This window comes from Pseudomonas sp. LB3P25, from assembly GCF_054897985.1.
In genome coordinates this window covers 3,834,028-3,853,835 of the sequence record NZ_CM142711.1, presented here as the reverse complement: position 1 = coordinate 3,853,835, position 19,808 = coordinate 3,834,028, and the positions used below count along the sequence as shown (strand labels likewise).

Below are 19,808 nucleotides of genomic sequence, written 5' to 3'. Positions count from 1 at the left end.
CTCCCTTTCCCCCTCTCCCCTATGGGGCGGTCCGACGTTTCGGGAGGGCTGGGGTGAGGGGTGGTTTTAGTGATCAACCTCATTCCTCAGCCATACATTTAATCCATCAACCGACCCCAACTCTTCAACCCGCCACAACTGCTCAAGCAGTTCTGCCGCTTGCTGTCGCGGCATCACCCGCACCGCCAAACTGAAAAACTTCTCCTCCAGCGCCGCATCACTCAACGGATTACGCGGAGCACCCAACGGCGGGTCGACACACAGGCTCGCCTGCCGACCGTCCACGGTCCGCACGCTGATGACGGGCTCGCCATCCTCTGACAGTTGCGGATCCACTTCAAGGTGGACGCGCGACATCCAGTGAGCAATCCGTGGATCGCCTCGTTGTTCATCGTCATAAGCTTCCAACCGGCAATGACCCTGGAGCAGCCGGGAAGCGAGGGCATACGGCAGGCTCATCTGCGCCGCCGCCAACGTGCTGACGTCGCGCCCGCCGCACATGTCCTGAAGAAACCCGCACAACGAAACCCGGACATCCTCGACCTGATCCGTGCTGACCTGCAGTTGATCCAGTAACAGGCCCAGCGCATCGATTGCTGAATGCGTTCCTCGGCACGCGGCATAAGGTTTGATCGAACAGCGAGCGAGTTTCCATACGACGCCCAGATCCGCATCCAGCGCGTCAGGTTGTGCGTTCACACCGGCCAGGGTTTTCAGAAAACCGCCCCAGACATCATCGAATAATCGGGTCGGCCCGGTGATGCCTTGTTGGGCAAATCGCGCCGCCAGCAGTCCGCCTTCAGCGGCACGACCACTGTGAAGCTTTTTACTTTGCGAACCGTCGTGGATAAACGCCCACAACCCCCCACTGAAACTGCCGGCAATGCCCAACGCCGAGACGGTTTGCTCGATGTCCAGCCCGAGAATTCGTGCACTGGCCGCCGCTGCGCCGAACACGCCGCAGGTGGCGGTGGAATGCCAGCCGGCGCCGTTGTGGGCCGAATAACTGCCGCAGGCTTCGAGCACCCGGCGACCGATTTCGTAGCCGATCACCACGGCAGTGATCAATTCCCGGCCATTCACCGGTTTTCCAGACATCGACACCGCCGCCATGACTGCCGGTAGCACCACCGCGCCGGAATGGTCGCAGCCACCGGTGTCGTCCAGTTCCAGGGCATGGGCGGCGACACCATTGAGCATGGCGGCCTGAGCCGCACCGGTACGCTGATCGGTGCCCCAGATCAGCGTGTTCCCGACTTCGCCGTCGAAGACCTGACGAGCCTGTTTCGCTACGTCGCTGCCAGCCCCGGCCAGGGTCGCGCCGAAGGTGTCGAGTATGTGCCGCTTGGCTTGTGCCACCAGTGCCGGCGGCAAGTCTTCGAATCGGGTTTCGACGCAGAGCTGCGCCAGTCGCTGCATCCGCTCACTCATAAAAGGTAATCCCGATAATGCCGCTCATACACGGCCGCCGGATGGTTCTCGGTCACCGGCGGCGCCGATTCAGCCCACCATTGAGCGACGTCGGCGCCCGTGGCGATCCACACGTCATCGTGCTGTTGAATCCCCTCAAGCAACTCACGCAGCACGCCAATCCGCCCAGGCGTAGCAATGATCTCCGGGTGCAGCCGCAGCACATAACACAAGCCGAACCGGTGAAACCCGGCGAAGTCCATTTGCAGATTGCCCAGGGTGTGGCTGTAAGAGGCGATCCGCGATTGCGCCGGCGGCACGGCCGGGCTGAGGTTGAAGGCGAAGTAGGGTTCGTCTTCCAGTTCGTAGTGCAACGGCAGTTCGATGACGTCGGGCGCGGTCGGGTGAGCGAACGGCAAATCATCACCGCGCCAGGATGAGGACCAGCGCATGCCGTGATCCTTCAACGCCTCGATGAAGCCCGGCGCACCGTTGCCGGCCGGGAGGCGAAACCCCATCGGGCGCTGGCCCGTCAGCGCGCTTAACGCCTCACAGCCTTTGGCAATCTCGGCGTTTTGCTCGGTCAGACTCAGGTTGTCATAGTTCTGGTGGCGATAACCTGCGCAGGCAATCTCATGCCCAGCGGCCTGGATTGCCCGAATGTGCCCGGGGTTTTCCTCGGCGACGATACCGGGCACAAACCAGCTGCTGGAAACCCCCAGTTCTTCGAACAAACCGAGCAAACGGTCAACGCCGCGTTGGGTGCCATAGCGCCAGACCGACAGGGTCTTGTCGCGCCCGGCGACGTCCGGGGCTTGGGTGAGGATGCCGTGGATGTCGTTGTAATCGACGGTCAGCACTACGGCGCAGCGGTAGCCTTTGGGCCAGACAGTGGAATCAGCCATGGTGATGCTCCTTCAGCCACCACTGGGCGACATCGCGGCACGTGGCGAACCACACGTCATCGCGCTGGCGCATGTGTTCGAAGAGTTTTTCCAGCAGCAGGATGCGTCCCGGTTTGCCGGTGATCTTGGGGTGGAAGAGGGTGGTCAGGCACAACCCTTCGTTCATGGCACCGTCGTACTCGCGGCACCAGTTATCGAGGGTCAGCGCGTAACTGGCGGTGCGGTCGAGCCCGGAAGGAAAGTCTGGCGCGCGGGTGTAGGCGAGGGAGGCGTAGTCGTCCATTTCCCAGCGGCCGGGGATTTCCACCAGCGGCGTATCAAAGCCCGGCACTTTCACTAGGTACGGCCGGTCATCGCCGCGCATGCTGCTGGAGTAGGTCACGCCGGCTTCCACCAGCATCGCCGGGGTTTCGGCTCGCCAATCGCCAGACGGGGTGCGGAAACCTTCGGCGCGGATGTTCAGGTGTTTCCAGAACACCTCGCGGGATTTCTTCATCACGTCCTTTTGCTGTTCCAGCGTCAGGGCGTAAAAGGATTCGTGTTTGTAGCCGTGGTAGGCCACTTCATGCCCGCGCTCGACAATCGCCTGGCACTGTTTCGGCCAGTTCTCCACGACCCAGGCCGGGACGAAGAACGTCGTCGGGATCCGGAATTCATCAAGCACATCGAGGATGCGTGGCAAGGCCCGGTAGGGGCCGTAACTGCCGAAACCGAAGTACTCGGGCTTGCGCCAGATCGAGCCGTTGAGCATGGCATCGCCGGTCGGGCCGTCGAGGTCGAAGGCCAGGGCGAGGCAGGCTTTGTGCTGGTCGGGCCAGGTGGGTGGTAGCGAGGAGGACATTCGTGGTGCTCCGCAGATTTATTGGCATAACGCAAAACCTGTGGGAGCGAGCCTGCTGGCGATGACGGCGGCACCTTCAACATCGATGTCGCCAGTCAGACTGCTATCGCGAGCAGGCTCGCTCCCACATTTGAAACCGGGTCGCCCGTTGATTATTTGCCGGCGTTGATGGTCACCGTCTTGATCGCACCCAACTCCAGATCCCATTTCTTCAGGATGGTCTGGTAGCTGCCGTCATCCACCATGCTCTGCAACGCGACCTTCACCGCTTCACTCAGCTCAGGTTTTTTCTTGCTGACGCCCATGCCCGAGAACTGCTCGGAGATCGGCAGGCCCACGGTTTTGTACATGTCCTTTTCCTGGGTCTTGAGGTACGGCAGGGTTTCGCTGCCCTGCATGGCCGCGTCGATACGGCTCTGACGCAGTTGCGCACGGGCGTCCGCCGAACCTTCGGTGCCGATCACGTTGATCGCAGGCTTGCCCGCGGCTTCGCAGTTGGCCTTGCTCCACTCGGCGATTTCCGCCGGGAACGTGGTGCGTCGGCTGGTGCCGACTTTCTTGCCGCACAGGTCAGTGATTTCGTTGAAATCCTTGTTTTTCTGCAAGGTGTAGAACTGCGGACCGCTGGTGAAGTAGTCGACGAAGGTCACGCTGGCCTGCCGTTCGGCGGTGTCGGTCATGCCCGACAGCACCATGTCCACGCGGTCGGTGGTCAGGGCGTTGATCATTTGTTCGAAGCCGGTTTCCTGCCATTTGATCTTCACGCCCAGACGTTCAGCGAGGGCGTTGCCCAGGTCGTAGTCGAGACCGGTGAGGGTGTTGGTGGCCGGGTCCTTGAAATCCATCGGCGGATAGTTCGGCATGATCGCAACGACGATCTCGCCTTTGGCCTTAATGCTCGCCGGCAATTCGGCGGCCATGGTGAAGCCGGAGGCCATAACGCTTGCGAGGACTGCTGGGATAACTATGTTCTTCATGGTCGTTCTCTTATGAGTGTTGTGAGGCGGCTCTTGTTTTCCAAGCACGGCCCTTAGGTTCGAACGGCAGAAATGAAGCTTTGGGTGCGCGGGTTTTGCGGACTTATTAGTATTTCTTCGGGGCTTCCAGCCTCCACGATCTGCCCGCCGTCCATGAACACCATGCGGTTGGAGACTTCGCGAGCGAAGCCCAGTTCATGGGTGACGACGATCATGGTCATGCCGGTTTGCGCGAGGTCGCGCATCACCGACAGCACCTCACCGACCAGTTCCGGGTCGAGTGCCGAAGTGGGTTCATCGAACAGCATCAGCTTGGGCCGCATGGCCAGTGCACGGGCAATGGCTACCCGTTGTTGCTGACCGCCCGAGAGTTCGATCGGGTAGCTGTTGCGCTTGTCGGCCAGGCCGACGCGAGCGAGCAATTCCACGGCTTCTTCGTGCGCCTCTTTGGGCGAACGCTTGAGCACCTGGCACGGCCCTTCGATGATGTTTTGCAGCACAGTCATGTGCGGGAACAGGTTGAAACGCTGGAACACCATGCCGGTGGACAGGCGTTGACGGGCGATCTGCGACTCGTTGAGCTCGTGCAGTTTGTTGCCGACGATCCGGTAGCCCACCAGCTCGCCGTCGACCCAGAGGCCGCCCTTGTCGATCTTTTCCAGCTGGTTGATGCAACGCAGCAAGGTGCTTTTGCCGGAGCCGGACGGCCCGATGATGCACAGCACTTCGCCTTGCTCGACTTCGATGTTGACGTCCTTGAGTGCGTGGAAATGGTCGTAGTACTTGTTCAGGCTCACGGCCTTGACGATGCTTCTCATGTGGGGCTCCTCAAGAACGCTTGCCGGCGCCGCGAGCGAAACGACGCTCCAGACGGCTTTGACCGAAGGACAGGACGGTGACCGTGGCCAGGTACCAGATACCGGCGACGATCAGAAGCTCCATGACCCGGGCGTTGGCGTAGTAGATGTTCTGGGCGTTGTAGAGCAGTTCCGAGTACTGAATGACGCTCGCCAGCGAGGTCATTTTCACCATGCCGATGAACTCGTTACCGACCGGCGGAATGATGACCCGCATGGCCTGGGGCAGGATGATCCGGCGCAGCGCTTGCAGGCGCGGCATGCCGATCGACTTGGCGGCTTCGTACTGCCCGGTGTCCACCGACAGCAGGCCGGCACGCACCACTTCGGCGGTGTAGGCGCCCTGGTTGATGCTCAAGCCGAGGAGGGCGGCCACGAAGGGCGTCATCAGGCTCACGGTGTCCATTTCGAACAGGCCGGGGATGCCGATGGTGGGGAAAATCAGCGCCAGGTTGAACCACAACAGCAGTTGCAGAATCAGCGGCGTGCCGCGAAACAGCCAGGTGTAGGTCACCGCCACGTAGCGCAGGATCGGGTTGGCCGACATGCGCATGATCGCCGTGATTACCCCGAAAACAATGCCCAGCGCCATGGCCAGCACCGCCATGACGACGGTGTTGAACAAGCCCCACATGATCGCCTGGGAAGTGAGGAACTGACCGATGTAGGACCACTCGATCTTGCCTTCGGCGAAGGCCCGCACCAGTCCGAGAATTGCGATGACGATGACGGTGGCGAAGAAAATCCGCCCGTAGTAGCGCCGTGGCACATGGTGGTACTGGGTGATATCGAACTGGTTTTCCGCCAGTTTGCGCTCCGCCTGGAGTCGTTCTGCCTGAGTCTGGCTCATGTTGTTTCTCCGTACACTTGGTAATTCAGGCCAACCACAATCCCCTGTGGGAGCGAGCCTGCTCGCGAATGCGGTTTTTCATTCAACCTTGATGTTGACTGACCCACCGCTTTCGCGAGCAGGCTCGCTCCCACAGGTTTTGCGTCCTGCTTCAGAGGCGGAAACCCTGATAGTTCTCGGTCCATTGCTGCTGCGCGGCGAGGGCCGTTTTCAAGCGGCCGATCTGCTCGCGTACCTGTTGCGGCGCGGTGCCGCCCCAGCCACTGCGGGCGGCAATGGCGGCTTCGAGGGTCAGGCTGTCGCGCACTTCCGCGGTCAGGCGCGGATCAATCTCGGCCAACAGTGCCGGGGACGCTTCCCACAATTCGATGTCGTGTTTCTCGCAGGCCTGGACCAGCGCGCCGGTGATTTCGTGAGCTTCCTTGAACGGCACGCCGCGCATGGCCAGCCAGTCGGCGACTTCGGTGGCGAGGGTGAAGCCCAGTGGCGCCTGACGACGCAACTCTTCAACGTTAACCTTCATGGTCGCGACCATCCCGGCCATGGCGGGTAGCACCAGCAACAGGGTATCGACGCTGTCGAGCACGCCGTTTTTGTCTTCGCTCAAGTCGCGGTTGTACGACAGTGGCAGGGACTTGAGCGTGGAGAGCAGACCGGTCAGGTTGCCGATCAAGCGACCCGCCTTGCCCCGGGCCAGTTCAGCGATGTCCGGGTTTTTCTTCTGCGGCATGATCGAGCTGCCGGTGGCGTAGGCATCATCCAGCGCGACCCAGCGAAATTGCCGCGACGACCACAGGCAGAACTCTTCGGCGAGGCGGGAAATGTTGATCCCGAGCATGCTGGCGATAAACAGGAACTCGGCAACATGATCGCGGCTGGCCACGGCGTCGATGGAGTTTTCACACACGCCGCTGTAACCCATTTCCTTGGCCGACTGCTGAGGCAGGCGCGCGATGGCGGAGCCGGCCATGGCGGCCGCACCGAGTGGCGACAGCGAGGTGCGATTGTCCCAGTCCACCAGGCGTTGCACGTCACGCAGCATGGATTGGGCGTGGGCCAACAAGTGGTGGGCGAAGACGATCGGCTGGGCCTGTTGCAGATGAGTGAAGCCCGGGCAGATGCTTTCAATATGTTGCTCGGCCTGATCCACCAGCGCCTGTTGCAGGGCCAGCACTTCAACGGCCAGGGTGCGCACGTGATCACGCAGGAACAGGCGCAGGTCGTTGGCGGTCTGGTCGTTGCGTGAACGGCCGGCGCGCAGCTTGCCACCGAGGGCGCCGAGGCGTTCGGTCAGTAGGCGCTCAATGAAGGTGTGGACGTCTTCGTCGTCCAGGGTCGGGGCGATGCTGCCGGCGCGGAAGTCATTACCGATGCGCTCAAGGGCGTCGAGCATGGTCAGGGTTTCTTGTTCGCTCAACAGCCCGGCGCGCTGCAATTCACGGGCATGCGCCTTGGAACCGGCGAGGTCGTACGGGGTAAGGCGAAAGTAGCGCTCGGGGCAACGGGACAAGGCCGCCAGGGCTTCGGACGGGCCGCTTTTGAAGCGAGCACCCCAGAGACGGTCGGTGGTTTGAGACATTGTTGTTTTCCTCGTCGGTATAGCGAACTGAAATCGGTGTGCCGGGCCTGAAACTCTCGCCGCAATTCAATTGGGCGTGGTTAGGCCAAAGCAGTTTTCAATAGGGGCAGTTGCATCGTTGCGAGAGCTGATCGAAGTGTCAGCTTTTAGTAGTTCGGAATCAGTGAGTTGGCACTGATGTGCGGGATTTATTAGCGGTTGCCAAGCCTGGTTTTCTGTGTTCATTATTATTGGCCAGCACTATTTTTGTTGTTGAGCACAGAGTGTTGAATAGGGCGCCAGAGGTAAATAAGCATTATGGAAACCCCACTTTCCAATTCCGGAAACCCGCCACCAAAACCGGTACAACGGGCACCGCTGGCCCTCAGTGGTCTGGACTTCAAACTGCTCAAAGTGTTCAAGGCCGTGGTCGAGGCCGGCGGTTTCAGTGCGGCCCAGAACGAGCTGAACGTGGGACTGGCCGCCATCAGTAAACAGATTTCTGACCTTGAGATTCGCATTGGCATGCGCTTGTGCACCCGAGGTCGAGAGGGGTTTCACCTGACCGAAGAGGGTCGTCTGGTGTATCAGGCGTCCATTGATTTATTTGCCTCGGTCGATAACTTTCGTGATCGGCTTAGTTCAGCGCAAAATGAACTTATCGGTGATCTTGGTGTGGGGGTTATTGATAATACGATTTCCGATGTTAATTCGCCGTTAGTTGCGGCGCTTAGGAGGATTAAAGAAGAATCGCCCAAGGTCAGGTTTCAACTTCAGGCCTCTCAGTTGGATGAGGTGGAAAGGGGCGTGGTAGAGGGGCGGTTAGTAGCGGGGATTGTGCCTGTTTATCAGAAGCGCGAAGAGTTTGATTACTACGCGCTTTATGAAGAACGCTCCGAAGTTTATTGTGCGGTCGGTCATCCGTTGTATTCGGTGCCGGACGCAGAAATCGGCAGTCATGTGCTCAAGGATTACGAGTGCATCAACCACCGCTATGCGATCCATCGCGACAAACTGAACTTTGCCCACTACGACAGCTTTTCCGCCTCAGCCACCCAGGTGGAAGCGGTGGCGTTGTTGATCAAGACCGGGCGTTTCGTAGGTTTTCTTCCCCAGCATTACGCCGCGTCGCTGGTGGAACAAAGGCAGTTCCGTGCGGTGCGTCCGGACCTGATCAACATCGTCACGCCGTTCAATCTGATCCTGCGGCACAACACGGTGCGCAGCCCGTTGGTGAAGGCGTTTGCCCAGGCGTTGGGGGTTAATTTGAAGGCGCCGCTCTAAGGCGCAAACGCATCGCACATCGCCGATCACCGGGTAAGCCGTGGGCGACTTCGTCGTTTAATACAGTCGCTAATCGCGGACCCAATTGTGCAAGGCTCAATGTTTCAAAACCCAGGCGCTGATAAAACGGTTCATTCCACGGCAAGTCGCGGAACGTGGTCAGCGTCAGACCATAGAGTTCTCGATCTCGGGCATGCTCAACCGCGGTTAATAGTAACTTTCGACCCGCGCCCCAGCCCTGAAAGTGTTGTCTGACGGACAGTTCCTGAATATGCAGTTCGTTGGCGACTTCCCTCGCGCTGAGAAATCCTATAAGTACGCCATCAGGGGATTGCGTGACCCAAACCTCATTCGTCTCTATTGCCCGTTGATGTTGTTCGGCATCAGTCACCGCAGCATCGGCAAGCCAGGCCAACGAAGGCTCGCAGCGAAACAGCTCAGCCGCCGAGCGCTCGATGGCGGGGAGGGCGATGGCGTCGGAAGGTTGGGCACGGCGAATAGCGAAATTCATGCGGGTCACTGTAGCAGCTGCCGAGCCTGCGAGGCTGCGTTCGACGACGCAGTCGTCGTGAACCCAGGCAACGCGGTGTTTCAGGAAGACCTCATGCGCAAGTCTTGCGGCGACTTCGTCGCCGAACGCAGCCTCGCAGGCTCGGCAACTGCTACAGGGGATTGAGGTGCAGCAGGACATAATCGTTTTTGTCGAAACGGCCGCTCAACACGGGCGGCAATGCACCCAGCGGCGTACCTTTCAGGGCGTTGTAATCGATCTGGTCCATCATCAACCACGCGGGTCCCTGAAGGTTTTCCAGTTCTTGGGTCGATTCGGTGAAAACCGGTTGCAAGTCCTGCTCGATATTGACCATGAACTTGATGGCCTTGGCATCCTTGCCCATACCGTGCAGCACCAGAGGCGCCGGGTCTTTCTGCACGAGCGCAAATGCCGAGCGGCTGAAGGTCCGGGTGTCGTAGAGCTGACGTTCGACCGGCTCGAACACCAAAACATACACCGACCACAGCGCCAGGACTGCGCAAAAGGCAAGTGTTTGCGCCCGCCAGCGCGGTCGTACAAACGCTGCCAGGGCAATGACTTGCAGCACGCCGAGAATGATCAGTATCGAAGTCAGCGTCGTCAGTTCATCGGGAAACCGTCGCTGGGCGACCAGCAGTCCGCCGATCAACAGGGCAGGGACCACTAGCCACAGCCCTTGCATCAAACCTCGCAACCACACGAATACCCGACCTTGCACCACCTGAAACGGATACGCCGCAATGATCGCCGCCATGGGCAACATCGGCAGCAGGTAGCGGGCCTTTTTTGCCTGGGGGATCGAAAGCCCGACCATCACGATCAGGCCGGCCACCGTGCAGTGCTGCAACAGGCGCAACGCAGGACCCGTCTGCCGCGGATTTGTCAGCCAGACGGCGGCCAGCACCAACAACGCCAACGGATACGCGAGCGCATAGTTGCCCATCGAGCCGGTGAAGTAATACAGCGAACCGCTGACGCCTTCGCTACCGTCCAGGCGCCCCATGAACTGCATGCGCACCACGTCGTGCATGAAGTCCGGGCCGCCGATGGTTTCCGCCAGCCACAGCAGTACGCCAACGGACACGGCCAGCAGCACCGACGCCATCAGGCCAAAACCAAAAAAATGCTGCCATTGTCGATTGAGCAAGAAATAGCTGCACAGCATGCCCGTGGGAATCACCAGCCCGATCGGCCCGCGAATCCCGAAACCCAGCAGCAACAAGGTAAAGATCAGCCACCACCGGCGCTTTGCTGCGAAATGATCGGCGGCATAGCCGAGGTAGAACACTGAAAAAGCCACCGCCGCGAGCATCAAATCCAGGGACACGGCACGGGCTTCGGTGACAAAGGTGTTGGTCAGCAGCATCAGGGCGATGCTCAGCAACGCCCAGCGCTGGGAGTAGGGCGCCAGCAACCGGTACATCAACGTGACGATCACCGCCCCGGCAATGGCGCTCGGCAACCAGGCACTCAGGCTGTTGACCTGTCCGAACGGCAGCGACAGCAGCCAGGTGAACAGCGTCGAAAGAGCCGCATAGTCGGCATAAGGCTGGCCATAGGTAGTCGGAAAAAAGGCCGGCCCGTGGCGCAACATTTCCTGAGCAAACAGCACGAAGCGCGAATCGAAGCCGATCACCGCCTGCTGATACACCCCGGCGCTGAACAGCAGCAGCGCCAACAGCCCTAGGCCTAGAGACTGTCGGCGGATACCAGGTGATGTCGCAATCAAGCGGTGACCGAAGCAGCGGGCCACTGCTGATGCGGAATCGGCAGATTGCGCGATTCACCGCGGCCCATCGGGAAGTACTTGAAGCCGGCGCGAGCCAGGCGATCGGCGTCGTAGAGGTTGCGTCCGTCGAAGATCACCGGTGCGTTGAGCCGCTGTTGGATCAGGCTGAAATCCGGGGCCTTGAACTGCTGCCATTCGGTGCAGATGATCAACGCGTCAGCGCCGGACAATACCGATTCCGGTGTGCCCATGAGCATCAACTTCGATTCATCGGGGTACAGCTGCTGGGTTTCCTGCATGGCTTCCGGGTCGAACGCGCGGACGTTGGCCCCGGCAGCCCACAGCGATTCCAGTAGCACCCGGCTCGGTGCATCGCGCATGTCGTCAGTGTTCGGTTTGAACGCCAGCCCCCACACGGCAAAGGTCCTGCCGCGCAAATCGCCCTTGTAGAACGCGTTGATGCGCTCGAACAGCTTGTGCTTCTGACGCTCGTTGATTGCTTCCACCGCTTGCAGCAGATCGCTGGAGCAATGCGCCTCTTCAGCGCTGTGGATCAGCGCGCGCATGTCCTTGGGAAAGCACGAGCCGCCATAACCGCAACCGGGGTAGATGAAGTGGTAGCCAATGCGCGAATCGGCACCGATGCCCAGGCGCACCGATTCGATGTCGGCGCCCAGGTGTTCGGCCAGTTCGGCGATCTGGTTGATGAAGCTGATCTTGGTCGCCAGCATGCAGTTGGCGGCGTACTTGGTCAGCTCGGCGCTGCGCAGGTCCATGAACATGACCCGGTCATGGTTGCGGTTGAAGGGCGCGTAGAGGTCACGCATCACGTCACGCACTTCATCGCGTTCGCAGCCGATGATGATCCGGTCCGGGCGCCGACAATCGGCCACGGCCGAGCCTTCTTTCAAAAATTCCGGGTTGGAGACGATATCGAACTGCAGCAAGCGGCCGACCTTGATCAGGCACTTGTCGATATGCGCGCGCAGGGTGTCACCCGTGCCCACCGGCACCGTGGATTTCTCCACCAGAATCACCGGTTGCTCACGATGACGCGCAACTGCTTCTCCCACCGATAGCACATGACTCAGATCCGCCGAACCATCGTCCCGGGACGGTGTGCCGACCGCGATAAACAACACCTGACCATGCTGCACTGCGAGTTTTTCGTCGGTGGTGAACTGTAGACGTTTGGCGTCCAGGCCTTCGCGCACCAGGCTGGCCAGCCCCGGTTCGAAAATGCTCACGTGGCCTTGTTGCAACAGTTCTATTTTCTTCTCGTCAATGTCCATGCAGACCACGTCGTGGCCAACTTCTGCCAGGACGGCGGCTTGCACCAGACCAACGTAACCGCTACCAAATACACTGATTTTCATGGGGCACTCCTGAGTTCGCGCACGCGAGCAGGCCGAGAGTTAATGGTAATGACACCGAGGATGACCAAGGCCACCCCGATGGTTTTTGTAAGACTGAACGCTTCGTTGAACAGCGGCAGGCTGGCGGCCAGCAGGTACACCAGCGCGTAGCTGATACTCAGCAGCGAATAAGCCCGGCCCAGCGGCAAATCCCGCAGAGCGGCAAGCCAACTGAGCATCGACAGGGCGTAAGCGAGAATGGCGACCAGCACCACGGCGACAGCGGACAGATCGATGCTGGTGGTGAACCAGTGCTCGGGCGATGGCAGGCGGCTCATGCTCCAGCGCATGCCCAGTTGCGCGGCACTGACCAGCAGCACGCTGCCCAGCGCGAAGGTGATTCCGCGACGCAGGTTCATGTGTGTTGCCCCAGCAGCACCACGCCACCGATCACCAGCGCCACACCGAACCAGTGGCGACGGTCGATGGTTTCGTGGAAAACGAAGCGGGCGACCAGGGTGATCAATACGAAATTGAGGCTCAGCATCGGGTAGGCGATGCCGACTTCGAGGCGCTGCAACACCAGCAGCCACACCAGCAAGCCCAATCCCAGAGAGGCGAGCGCCAGCCACAACCACGGCGAACGCAGTTTCTCGCTCCAGCCCGACGTCTTGTAGCGCCAGCTTTCAACGGCGTATTTCTGGGCGATCTGGCCCAGGCAGGTCAGCAGGCAGGCGGTCAAGAGCAATAACAGGCTCATGACGCCTCCTGAGGAAAAATCAGAATCACAATGTTGCCTTGTTCATAGCGCTTGCCATCCTTGGGCAGCCGTTCGATTTCGCGCAACTCGTCGTCACCCTTGATGCGCATGACCACGCCGACCGAACCGCTCTGGCGGGCTTCGCGCATCCACGCATGAACCTGGTTCGGGTCGACTTGCTGCTGTGCGCCGTCAGGATAGGCGAGGCCATATTTCAATTCGCCTATCGTGTTGTACAACGCCACGTCCGGGCGTTTCAGACGCCAGGCCAGGGCTCCGGCGGCGCCGAGGTCGTTGCTCAGCAACTGGTCGGTCTGGCCGAGTTCCTGGGCATGCTCGAGGATGAATTGATCGGGCATCTTGTTGGCGACCACCGAATCGGGCAGCCCGGCCGGCAACAGGCCGATCAGCAGCAGGCTGCCGAAAGCCGGCGCCGCCCAGCATTGCAGAGGTCTGAAGGCTTGCAGCAGGTTGGCCATGATCCAGCCGATCAAACCGATGAACACCAGCACCAGGTTGTGCAGTTCATGGTTGTAGAGCGGTTTTTTCAGTTGCAGGTAGACCAGGGCCACCAGGATTGTCAGGCCCAGCATCAGGTTCAGCAGACCATTGATGCCCAGTACCCGGCCTTGCTCAAGCTTCAAGCGGTCCACCAGTGCGTGGCCCAGCAGCAACGCCAACGGCAACAGGCACGGCATGATATAGGTCGGCAGCTTGCCGTTGCTCAGGCTGAAAAAAATCAGCGGCATCAGCAGCCACAGCAGCAGGAAAGCGATGTTGGCCTGGCGTCGTGTGTCCCACGCCTGCTTCAGCGCCAACGGCAGCAACGCCGCCCACGGCAGACTGAACGCCACCAGCAACGGCAAATAGAACCACCACGGCGCGTCATGCTGGGCATCGTCGCCGGCGAAACGGCGAATGTGTTCGTGCCAGAAGAAGAACCGCCAGTAATCGGGCTCCTGCGCGTGCACCGCCAAGGCCCACGGCAAGCTGACGGCGATGGCCACGACAATCGCCAGCGGCCCGTAGCTCAGCAGTTCACGCCAGCGTTTTTGCCAGATCATCCAGGGCAGGGCGATCAGCACCGGCAGCAGCCAGGCGAGAAAACCCTTGGTCATGAACCCCATGCCGCAGGCCAGGCCCAACGCCGCCCAACCGATCAGGCGCTGGCCACGGCTGACGCTGTCGAGGGCAAACCATAAGGCAACCAGACTCAGATTGACCCAGAACGTGAATTGCGGATCGAGGTTGGCGTAACCGGCTTGGCCGGCAACGATCATGAAACTCATGTAGAGCAGCGCGCAGGCGAAACTTTTGCGCGGTTCGTTCCAGAGCCGGCGGGCAATCAGGTAGCACAGCAACACGCTGAGCCCGGTGCTCAGGGCCGAAGCGATCCGCACACCGAACAGGTTGTCGCCAAACAGCGCCTGGCCGATGGCGATCATCCAGTAACCGGCCACCGGTTTTTCGAAATAGCGCAGGCTCATGAAGTGCGGCGACACCCAGTTGCCGCTCAGGAGCATGTCCTGGCTGATCTGGGCGTAGCGGGTTTCGTCGGGAATCCACAAGCCATGGCTGCCCAGCGGCAGCAGGTACGCCAGAGCGAAGATGGCCAGCAACAACGGCAATGCCCAGCGCTTGCTCATACGCCTTGCACTCCCAACCAGCCTTCGCGTCCTTCGAGCACGCCACGCAGCACTCGGCCAACCGGCAAGGTGTCGGGCACCTCGGGCAGCAGATCGCCCAAGGGTTGAAAACGGATGTTTTGCCGGCGCGCATCGGCCAGCAGTTGACGAAAATCGTTGGCCATCAGAATCCCTTCTACTTCGGCATGGATCGTGTAGACGTTGAGTTTTTCGGGGTGGAAGCGATCAAGAATGAAAGCGTTGAAGTCCTTGGCCGCCACGGTGGGGCCCACCACCTCATCGAACGTTGGTAAGTCCACCGGAATCTGCGGAGCTCCCAAGCCACCATCGGCCAATCGCGGCCGGAACAGGCTCTGGCCCCGGCAATCGCTGTTGTAGCGAAAACCGAACGCCTGCTTGGCCTCGATCACGCGCTCGTCCGCCCGCCACCCGGCGGATGCCGAGCACTCGACGTTTTGCCCGAGGATGTCGGCGAGGGTGTCGACGCCCCGGCGAAGGTGCTCGATCAGCTGCTTGTTGCTCCAGCGCCCGGCATTGGCCTGCCAGCCGTGGTGATCCCAGGCGTGCAGGCCGACTTCATGCCCGGCTGCCACGGTTTGACGCATCAAATGCCCAAGATCACGGCCGATCGGTTTGCCGGGCCACGCGGTGCCGGCCAGCAAGATGTCCCAGCCGTACAGGCCGGCCGCGTTGGAACGGAGCATTTTCCAGAGAAATTGCGGCCGGATCAGGCGCCATAAATGACGCCCCATGTTGTCCGGCCCGACACTGAAGAAAAACGTCGCCTTGACCTGCGCTTCATCGAGGATTTCCAGCAGCCGCGGCACCCCCTCACGGGTGCCTCGGTACGTGTCGACATCAATCCGCAGACCTGCCTGCATCAGCGCTTGTCCGCGATTTCGAGCATGGCTTCACGCAGGAAGAAATCCAGCGTATTGCCGATGGTTTCACTCATCTGCACCGTCGGCGTCCAGTCCAGCAGGCGCTTGGCGTTGGCGATGCTCGGTTTGCGGTGCGACACGTCCTGATAACCGGTGCCGTAGAACGCTTTGCTTTCGACATCGCGGAACCCGGCGAACGGCGGGAAGTTGTCGCGCAACGGGTGCGCTTCGAACTGACGCAACAGCTCTTCGCCCAACTGGCGGATGCTGGCTTCGTTGTCCGGGTTGCCGATGTTGATGATCTGGCCGTTGCAGGCGTCGTTCTCGTTGTCGATGATCCGCGCCAGGGCTTCTACGCCGTCGGCAATGTCGGTGAAGCAGCGTTTTTGCTCACCGCCATCGAACAGGCGAATCGGCGTGCCTTCCACCAGGTTCAGGATCAGCTGGGTGATCGCGCGGGAACTGCCGATACGCGCCGAGTCCAGGCGGTCGAGGCGTGGGCCCATCCAGTTGAAGGGACGGAACAGCGTGAAGTTCAGGCCTTTCTGGCCGTAGGCCCAGATCACCCGGTCGAGCAGTTGCTTGGAGATCGAGTAGATCCAGCGCTGCTTGTTGATCGGCCCGACGATGAGGTTGGAGGTGTCTTCGTCGAAGTTCTGATCCTGGCACATGCCATACACTTCGGAAGTCGACGGGAAGATCACGCGTTTGTTGTATTTGACGCAGTAGCGAACCAGTTTCAGGTTCTCTTCAAAGTCCAGCTCGAACACCCGCAGCGGGTTGCGGGTGTACTCGATCGGCGTGGCGATCGCCACCAGTGGCAGGATCACGTCGCACTTCTTGATGTGGTATTCGATCCACTCGGAGTGGATGCTGATGTCGCCTTCGACGAAGTGGAAGTTCGGGTGACTGCGCAGACGCTCGATGGCATCCGAGCCGATGTCCAGGCCATACACCTCGTATCGGTCGTCGCGCAGCAGGCGCTCGGACAGGTGATTACCGATGAAGCCGTTGACGCCGAGGATCAGCACGCGCGTGCGACGCGGGGCACGACCGGACTCGGCGCCACGCAGCACGGAACCGTCCACCAGCCCCAGTTCGTTGGCCAGTTGCGGGCCACTGAGGTACAGACCGTTGTCGTTACGCTGGCCGGCGGTGATCACCAGGGAGTCTTCGCCGCAGGCGATACGCAGTGGGTCGACACTGATGACGCGACCAGGCGCTTGACCTTCATTGCCTTGGGCGACTTCTGCGCTCCAGACAATCAGCTTGTGTTCGCCCACGGCGCAGAATGCGCCCGGGTAAGGCTGGGTGACGGCGCGAACCAGATTGAACAGTTCTTCCGCCGGTTTGTTCCAGACCAGTTTGCCGTCGGCCGGGGTGCGGCGGCCAAACACCGTGGCTTGGGATTCGTCCTGTGGGGTTTCGTTGACTTTGCCCTGAAGCAACGCCGGTAGCGTGTCACGCAGCAAGTCGCTAGCGGCCAGACGCAATTTTCCGTGCAGGCTCAGCGCCGTGTCGCTGCGCTCAATCGCGACCTTTTGCTGGGCAATGATTGCGCCGGCATCGGCCCGTTTGACCATGCGGTGCAGGGTCACGCCGGTTTCGGTTTCACCGTTGACCAGCACCCAGTTGGCCGGCGCACGACCACGGTAGCGCGGCAACAACGAACCGTGCAGGTTGAAGGCGCCTTTGCTGGCTGTGGCCAACAGCGGTTCGCTCAACAGGTTGCGGTAGTAGAACGAGAACAGGTAATCCGGGTTGAGCTTGCTGATGCGCTCGATCCACAGCGGGTGGTTGGCATCTTCCGGGGCGTGCACCGGGATGCCCTTGCGTGCGCACAGTTGCGCAACGGAGCCGTAGAACGCGTTTTCCTTTGGATCATCAGGATGAGTAAACACAGCGGCAATGTCATAACCGCAATTAAGCAGGGATTCGATGCCGGCACAGCCAATATCGTGATAGGCGAAGACAACAGCTTTTGCACTCATGAGTGAACCTGATCTGAAGAAATGGAGGTGAGACCGTCAACGGTGACAACGGGAGCAGGGGCAGCGGGTTGGTTACGCAGGACTTTTTCAATAAAGAACCGGGGGCGGGCGCGAACGTCGCCGTACATGCGACCCAGGTATTCGCCCAACAGTCCCATGCCGATGAATTGCCCGCCGGTGAAGACGAACAGCACGGCGAACAGCACGAACGTACCGCCGCCTGCCCATCCGGCGCCAAAGACCAGGCGCAAGACGATCAGTGCGATGGCGAACAGCACGCCGAGCGCCGCCATGCCAAAACCGACAATGCTCAGCAGACGCAGGGGCGTGGTGGTCATGCAGGTGATCAGGTCGAACATCAGGTTGACCAGGCGCATCGGGCTGTACTTGGATTCGCCGTGTTCGCGCTCGGCGTGGGGCACGACGATTTCCGTGGTGTGCCGGGCGAAGCTGTTGGCGAGGATCGGGATGAAGGTGCTGCGTTCGCGGCAGGCGAGCATGGCGTCGACGATGGTTCGCCGGTAAGCGCGGAGCATGCAGCCGTAGTCGGTCATGGCGACGCCGGTTGAGCGCTGCACGGCCAGGTTGATCAGCTTCGACGGCCAGCGGCGCAGTGCCGAGTCTTGACGGTTGTTGCGCACGGTGGCGACGACGTCATAACCCAGCTCGGCCTGAGCCACTAACCGCGGGATCTCTTCGGGAGGGTTTTGCAGGTCGGCGTCGAGGGTAATAATCACATCACCTTTGCACTGCTCGAAACCGGCCATGATTGCCGCGTGCTGGCCGTAGTTACGGTTGAGAATGACCGCTACCACCGGGCTGCACTCGCGATGGGCGGCCTCTTCGAGGATTTGCGCCGAGTTGTCGCGGCTGCCGTCGTCCACCAACACAATCTCGTAGTCATGGTGCAGTTGCTGACACGCCGCTTCGGTGCGCCGGAGTAATTCCGGCAGGCTGTCTTGCTCGTTGTAGACCGGGATGACGATCGACACGCAACGGATCGGGTAAGGTTTCACAGGCTTGAGTCCATAACGTTTTCAATGGCACCGACCACACGATCGACGTCATCGGTGGTCATATCGGGGAACAACGGAATCGAGCACAGCCGAGCCGAGTTCCATTCGGTGTTGGGCAGGTAAATGTTGGGGAAGCGCTGGCGGTAATACGTGTGCAAGTGAGTGGCGATGAAGTGAATGCCGGTGCCGATGTTCTGCTCCTGCAAGGCCTTCATGAACGCTTCACGGTCCAGCCCGCAGCGCTCGCTGTCGATACGCAGGATGAACAGGTGCCAGGCGTGCTGCTGCGCATAGGCTGGAAGGGCCAGGGGTTGCACCGGCAAACCTTCCAGTCGCTGCAAATAAGTGCCGGCCAGTGCCGTGCGTTTGGCGTTGATTTCGTCCAGTCGCTTCAACTGCACCAAGGCGATGGCGGCATTGATGTCGGCCAGGTTGTACTTGAAACCGGGCTCCATGACCTGCGCCTGAGGTTTGCGGCCGTGAGTCATGCGGTCATAGGCGTCGACGCCGAGGCCGTGAAACTTGAGCATGCGCACACGACTGGCCAGGCCTTCATCGTCACTGACAAACATGGCGCCCTCGGCGCAGGTCATGTTCTTGATCGCGTGGAACGAGAAGATCGCCGTGCCTTTCGCGCCGACATGACGACCTTTGTAGAAGGTGCCTGCGGCGTGAGCGGCGTCTTCGATGACGGGGATGCCGTGTTTGTCGGCCAGCGCATAAAGCGGATCGAGATCGAACGCGGCACCGGCGTAATGCACCGGAATGATGGCTTTGGTGCGCGGTGTGATCGCTGCTTCGATGCTGGCCAGGTCACTCATCAACGTGTCGCGATCAACGTCGACGAACACTGGTGTCGCGCCCAGCAGGCAGATCATGTTGGCGGTGGACACCCAAGTCTGGGACGGCGTAATGACTTCGTCGCCCGGACCAATTCCCAATGCCAGTAAAGTGATGTGCATCCCGCCGGTGGCCGAGGACAGTGCTACGGCATGACGGCATCCCACGTAGTTGGCGAATTGCTCTTCCAGTTCCTGGTTTTTCGGCCCGGTAGTGATCCATCCGGAGCGCAATACTTGCTCTACGGCGGCAATTTCTTCATCGCCGATACTGGGGCGGGAGAAGGGGAGAAAAGCCTGACTCATGGACACCTCGGGGCTGAAGAGTGAATAGCCTGTGAGGCTAAAAAAAATTTGGATCCATTGCAAGCGTAGAC

18 protein-coding genes are annotated in these 19,808 nt (G+C 60.4%); 1 reads left to right on the top strand and 17 read right to left on the bottom strand.

The window, feature by feature from the left end; genetic code table 11:
• Window positions 1-66: 66 nt before the first annotated feature.
• The 7 genes from ACYZTW_RS17470 to argH form a co-directional block, all read right to left on the bottom strand.
• The gene (locus tag ACYZTW_RS17470; protein WP_462001061.1) at window positions 67-1,431 is read right to left on the bottom strand and encodes an MmgE/PrpD family protein; all 1,365 of its coding nucleotides are present in this window, start codon (window positions 1,429-1,431) and stop codon (window positions 67-69) included.
• Window positions 1,428-2,315: a polysaccharide deacetylase family protein gene (locus tag ACYZTW_RS17465; RefSeq protein WP_462001060.1), complete on the bottom strand. Its 888-nt coding sequence runs from the start codon at window positions 2,313-2,315 to the stop codon at window positions 1,428-1,430. The genes ACYZTW_RS17470 and ACYZTW_RS17465 overlap by 4 nt, the downstream gene beginning before the upstream one ends.
• Window positions 2,308-3,156 (bottom strand): polysaccharide deacetylase family protein, encoded by an 849-nt coding sequence (locus ACYZTW_RS17460; RefSeq protein WP_462001059.1) that lies wholly within the window; start codon window positions 3,154-3,156, stop codon window positions 2,308-2,310. The genes ACYZTW_RS17465 and ACYZTW_RS17460 overlap by 8 nt, the downstream gene beginning before the upstream one ends.
• Before the next feature lie 152 nt (window positions 3,157-3,308).
• Entirely contained in the window at window positions 3,309-4,133 is an 825-nt protein-coding gene (locus ACYZTW_RS17455; protein WP_462001058.1) for an ABC transporter substrate-binding protein, read from the bottom strand.
• A gap of 53 nt (window positions 4,134-4,186) precedes the next feature.
• Window positions 4,187-4,951: an amino acid ABC transporter ATP-binding protein gene (locus tag ACYZTW_RS17450; protein WP_462001057.1), complete on the bottom strand. Its 765-nt coding sequence runs from the start codon at window positions 4,949-4,951 to the stop codon at window positions 4,187-4,189.
• 10 nt (window positions 4,952-4,961) lie between these two features.
• The gene (locus ACYZTW_RS17445) at window positions 4,962-5,840 is read right to left on the bottom strand and encodes an amino acid ABC transporter permease (RefSeq protein WP_462001056.1); all 879 of its coding nucleotides are present in this window, start codon (window positions 5,838-5,840) and stop codon (window positions 4,962-4,964) included.
• Between the two features lie 151 nt (window positions 5,841-5,991).
• Window positions 5,992-7,419 carry an argininosuccinate lyase gene (argH, locus tag ACYZTW_RS17440; RefSeq protein ID WP_462001055.1) on the bottom strand — a complete coding sequence of 476 codons (1,428 nt, stop codon included), beginning with the start codon at window positions 7,417-7,419 and terminating at the stop codon, window positions 5,992-5,994.
• A 297-nt stretch (window positions 7,420-7,716) separates the two neighbouring features.
• Here argH and ACYZTW_RS17435 point away from each other — a divergent pair, with 297 nt between their 5' ends.
• Window positions 7,717-8,682, top strand: a complete 966-nt coding sequence (locus tag ACYZTW_RS17435; RefSeq protein WP_462001054.1) for a LysR family transcriptional regulator — start codon at window positions 7,717-7,719, stop codon at window positions 8,680-8,682.
• Here ACYZTW_RS17435 and ACYZTW_RS17430 read toward each other — a convergent pair.
• The 10 genes from ACYZTW_RS17430 to arnB all read right to left on the bottom strand — a co-directional run bounded on the left by ACYZTW_RS17430 (window position 8,660) and on the right by arnB (window position 19,737).
• Window positions 8,660-9,193 (bottom strand): GNAT family N-acetyltransferase, encoded by a 534-nt coding sequence (locus ACYZTW_RS17430; RefSeq protein WP_462001053.1) that lies wholly within the window; start codon window positions 9,191-9,193, stop codon window positions 8,660-8,662. The two genes, ACYZTW_RS17435 and ACYZTW_RS17430, sit on opposite strands and share 23 nt — an antisense overlap.
• A 151-nt stretch (window positions 9,194-9,344) precedes the next feature.
• Window positions 9,345-10,943: an ArnT family glycosyltransferase gene (locus ACYZTW_RS17425; protein WP_462001052.1), complete on the bottom strand. Its 1,599-nt coding sequence runs from the start codon at window positions 10,941-10,943 to the stop codon at window positions 9,345-9,347.
• A complete protein-coding gene (locus tag ACYZTW_RS17420; protein ID WP_462001051.1) occupies window positions 10,940-12,319 on the bottom strand; it encodes a UDP-glucose dehydrogenase family protein in 1,380 nt (459 codons plus the stop codon). Before ACYZTW_RS17420 ends, ACYZTW_RS17425 begins: the two co-directional genes overlap by 4 nt.
• The gene (gene arnF / locus ACYZTW_RS17415; protein ID WP_462001050.1) at window positions 12,316-12,717 is read right to left on the bottom strand and encodes a 4-amino-4-deoxy-L-arabinose-phosphoundecaprenol flippase subunit ArnF; all 402 of its coding nucleotides are present in this window, start codon (window positions 12,715-12,717) and stop codon (window positions 12,316-12,318) included. Before arnF ends, ACYZTW_RS17420 begins: the two co-directional genes overlap by 4 nt.
• Window positions 12,714-13,058, bottom strand: coding sequence for a 4-amino-4-deoxy-L-arabinose-phosphoundecaprenol flippase subunit ArnE (arnE, locus tag ACYZTW_RS17410; protein ID WP_462001049.1), 345 nt, complete (start codon window positions 13,056-13,058; stop codon window positions 12,714-12,716). Before arnE ends, arnF begins: the two co-directional genes overlap by 4 nt.
• The gene (gene arnT / locus ACYZTW_RS17405; RefSeq protein ID WP_462001048.1) at window positions 13,055-14,704 is read right to left on the bottom strand and encodes a lipid IV(A) 4-amino-4-deoxy-L-arabinosyltransferase; all 1,650 of its coding nucleotides are present in this window, start codon (window positions 14,702-14,704) and stop codon (window positions 13,055-13,057) included. Before arnT ends, arnE begins: the two co-directional genes overlap by 4 nt.
• Window positions 14,701-15,585 carry a 4-deoxy-4-formamido-L-arabinose-phosphoundecaprenol deformylase gene (gene arnD / locus ACYZTW_RS17400; RefSeq protein WP_462001047.1) on the bottom strand — a complete coding sequence of 295 codons (885 nt, stop codon included), beginning with the start codon at window positions 15,583-15,585 and terminating at the stop codon, window positions 14,701-14,703. The genes arnT and arnD overlap by 4 nt, the downstream gene beginning before the upstream one ends.
• Window positions 15,585-17,576 carry a bifunctional UDP-4-amino-4-deoxy-L-arabinose formyltransferase/UDP-glucuronic acid oxidase ArnA gene (arnA, locus tag ACYZTW_RS17395; protein WP_462001046.1) on the bottom strand — a complete coding sequence of 664 codons (1,992 nt, stop codon included), beginning with the start codon at window positions 17,574-17,576 and terminating at the stop codon, window positions 15,585-15,587. The genes arnD and arnA overlap by 1 nt, the downstream gene beginning before the upstream one ends.
• Entirely contained in the window at window positions 17,573-18,592 is a 1,020-nt protein-coding gene (arnC, locus tag ACYZTW_RS17390; protein ID WP_462001045.1) for an undecaprenyl-phosphate 4-deoxy-4-formamido-L-arabinose transferase, read from the bottom strand. The genes arnA and arnC overlap by 4 nt, the downstream gene beginning before the upstream one ends.
• Complete coding sequence (gene arnB / locus ACYZTW_RS17385) at window positions 18,589-19,737, bottom strand: UDP-4-amino-4-deoxy-L-arabinose aminotransferase (RefSeq protein WP_462001044.1); 1,149 nt, start codon at window positions 19,735-19,737, stop codon at window positions 18,589-18,591. The genes arnC and arnB overlap by 4 nt, the downstream gene beginning before the upstream one ends.
• Window positions 19,738-19,808 lie beyond the last annotated feature (71 nt).

Coding starts and splice junctions, on each gene's coding strand:
- arnE (WP_462001049.1), bottom strand. CDS start 13,058: ATGAGCCTGTTATTGCTCTTGACCGCCTGCCTGCTGACCTGCCTGGGC.
- arnT (WP_462001048.1), bottom strand. CDS start 14,704: ATGAGCAAGCGCTGGGCATTGCCGTTGTTGCTGGCCATCTTCGCTCTG.
- ACYZTW_RS17470 (WP_462001061.1), bottom strand. CDS start 1,431: ATGAGTGAGCGGATGCAGCGACTGGCGCAGCTCTGCGTCGAAACCCGA.
- ACYZTW_RS17455 (WP_462001058.1), bottom strand. CDS start 4,133: ATGAAGAACATAGTTATCCCAGCAGTCCTCGCAAGCGTTATGGCCTCC.
- ACYZTW_RS17435 (WP_462001054.1), top strand. CDS start 7,717: ATGGAAACCCCACTTTCCAATTCCGGAAACCCGCCACCAAAACCGGTA.
- arnF (WP_462001050.1), bottom strand. CDS start 12,717: ATGAACCTGCGTCGCGGAATCACCTTCGCGCTGGGCAGCGTGCTGCTG.
- ACYZTW_RS17420 (WP_462001051.1), bottom strand. CDS start 12,319: ATGAAAATCAGTGTATTTGGTAGCGGTTACGTTGGTCTGGTGCAAGCC.
- ACYZTW_RS17430 (WP_462001053.1), bottom strand. CDS start 9,193: ATGAATTTCGCTATTCGCCGTGCCCAACCTTCCGACGCCATCGCCCTC.
- arnA (WP_462001046.1), bottom strand. CDS start 17,576: ATGAGTGCAAAAGCTGTTGTCTTCGCCTATCACGATATTGGCTGTGCC.
- ACYZTW_RS17460 (WP_462001059.1), bottom strand. CDS start 3,156: ATGTCCTCCTCGCTACCACCCACCTGGCCCGACCAGCACAAAGCCTGC.
- arnD (WP_462001047.1), bottom strand. CDS start 15,585: ATGCAGGCAGGTCTGCGGATTGATGTCGACACGTACCGAGGCACCCGT.
- ACYZTW_RS17445 (WP_462001056.1), bottom strand. CDS start 5,840: ATGAGCCAGACTCAGGCAGAACGACTCCAGGCGGAGCGCAAACTGGCG.
- ACYZTW_RS17465 (WP_462001060.1), bottom strand. CDS start 2,315: ATGGCTGATTCCACTGTCTGGCCCAAAGGCTACCGCTGCGCCGTAGTG.
- ACYZTW_RS17450 (WP_462001057.1), bottom strand. CDS start 4,951: ATGAGAAGCATCGTCAAGGCCGTGAGCCTGAACAAGTACTACGACCAT.
- argH (WP_462001055.1), bottom strand. CDS start 7,419: ATGTCTCAAACCACCGACCGTCTCTGGGGTGCTCGCTTCAAAAGCGGC.
- arnB (WP_462001044.1), bottom strand. CDS start 19,737: ATGAGTCAGGCTTTTCTCCCCTTCTCCCGCCCCAGTATCGGCGATGAA.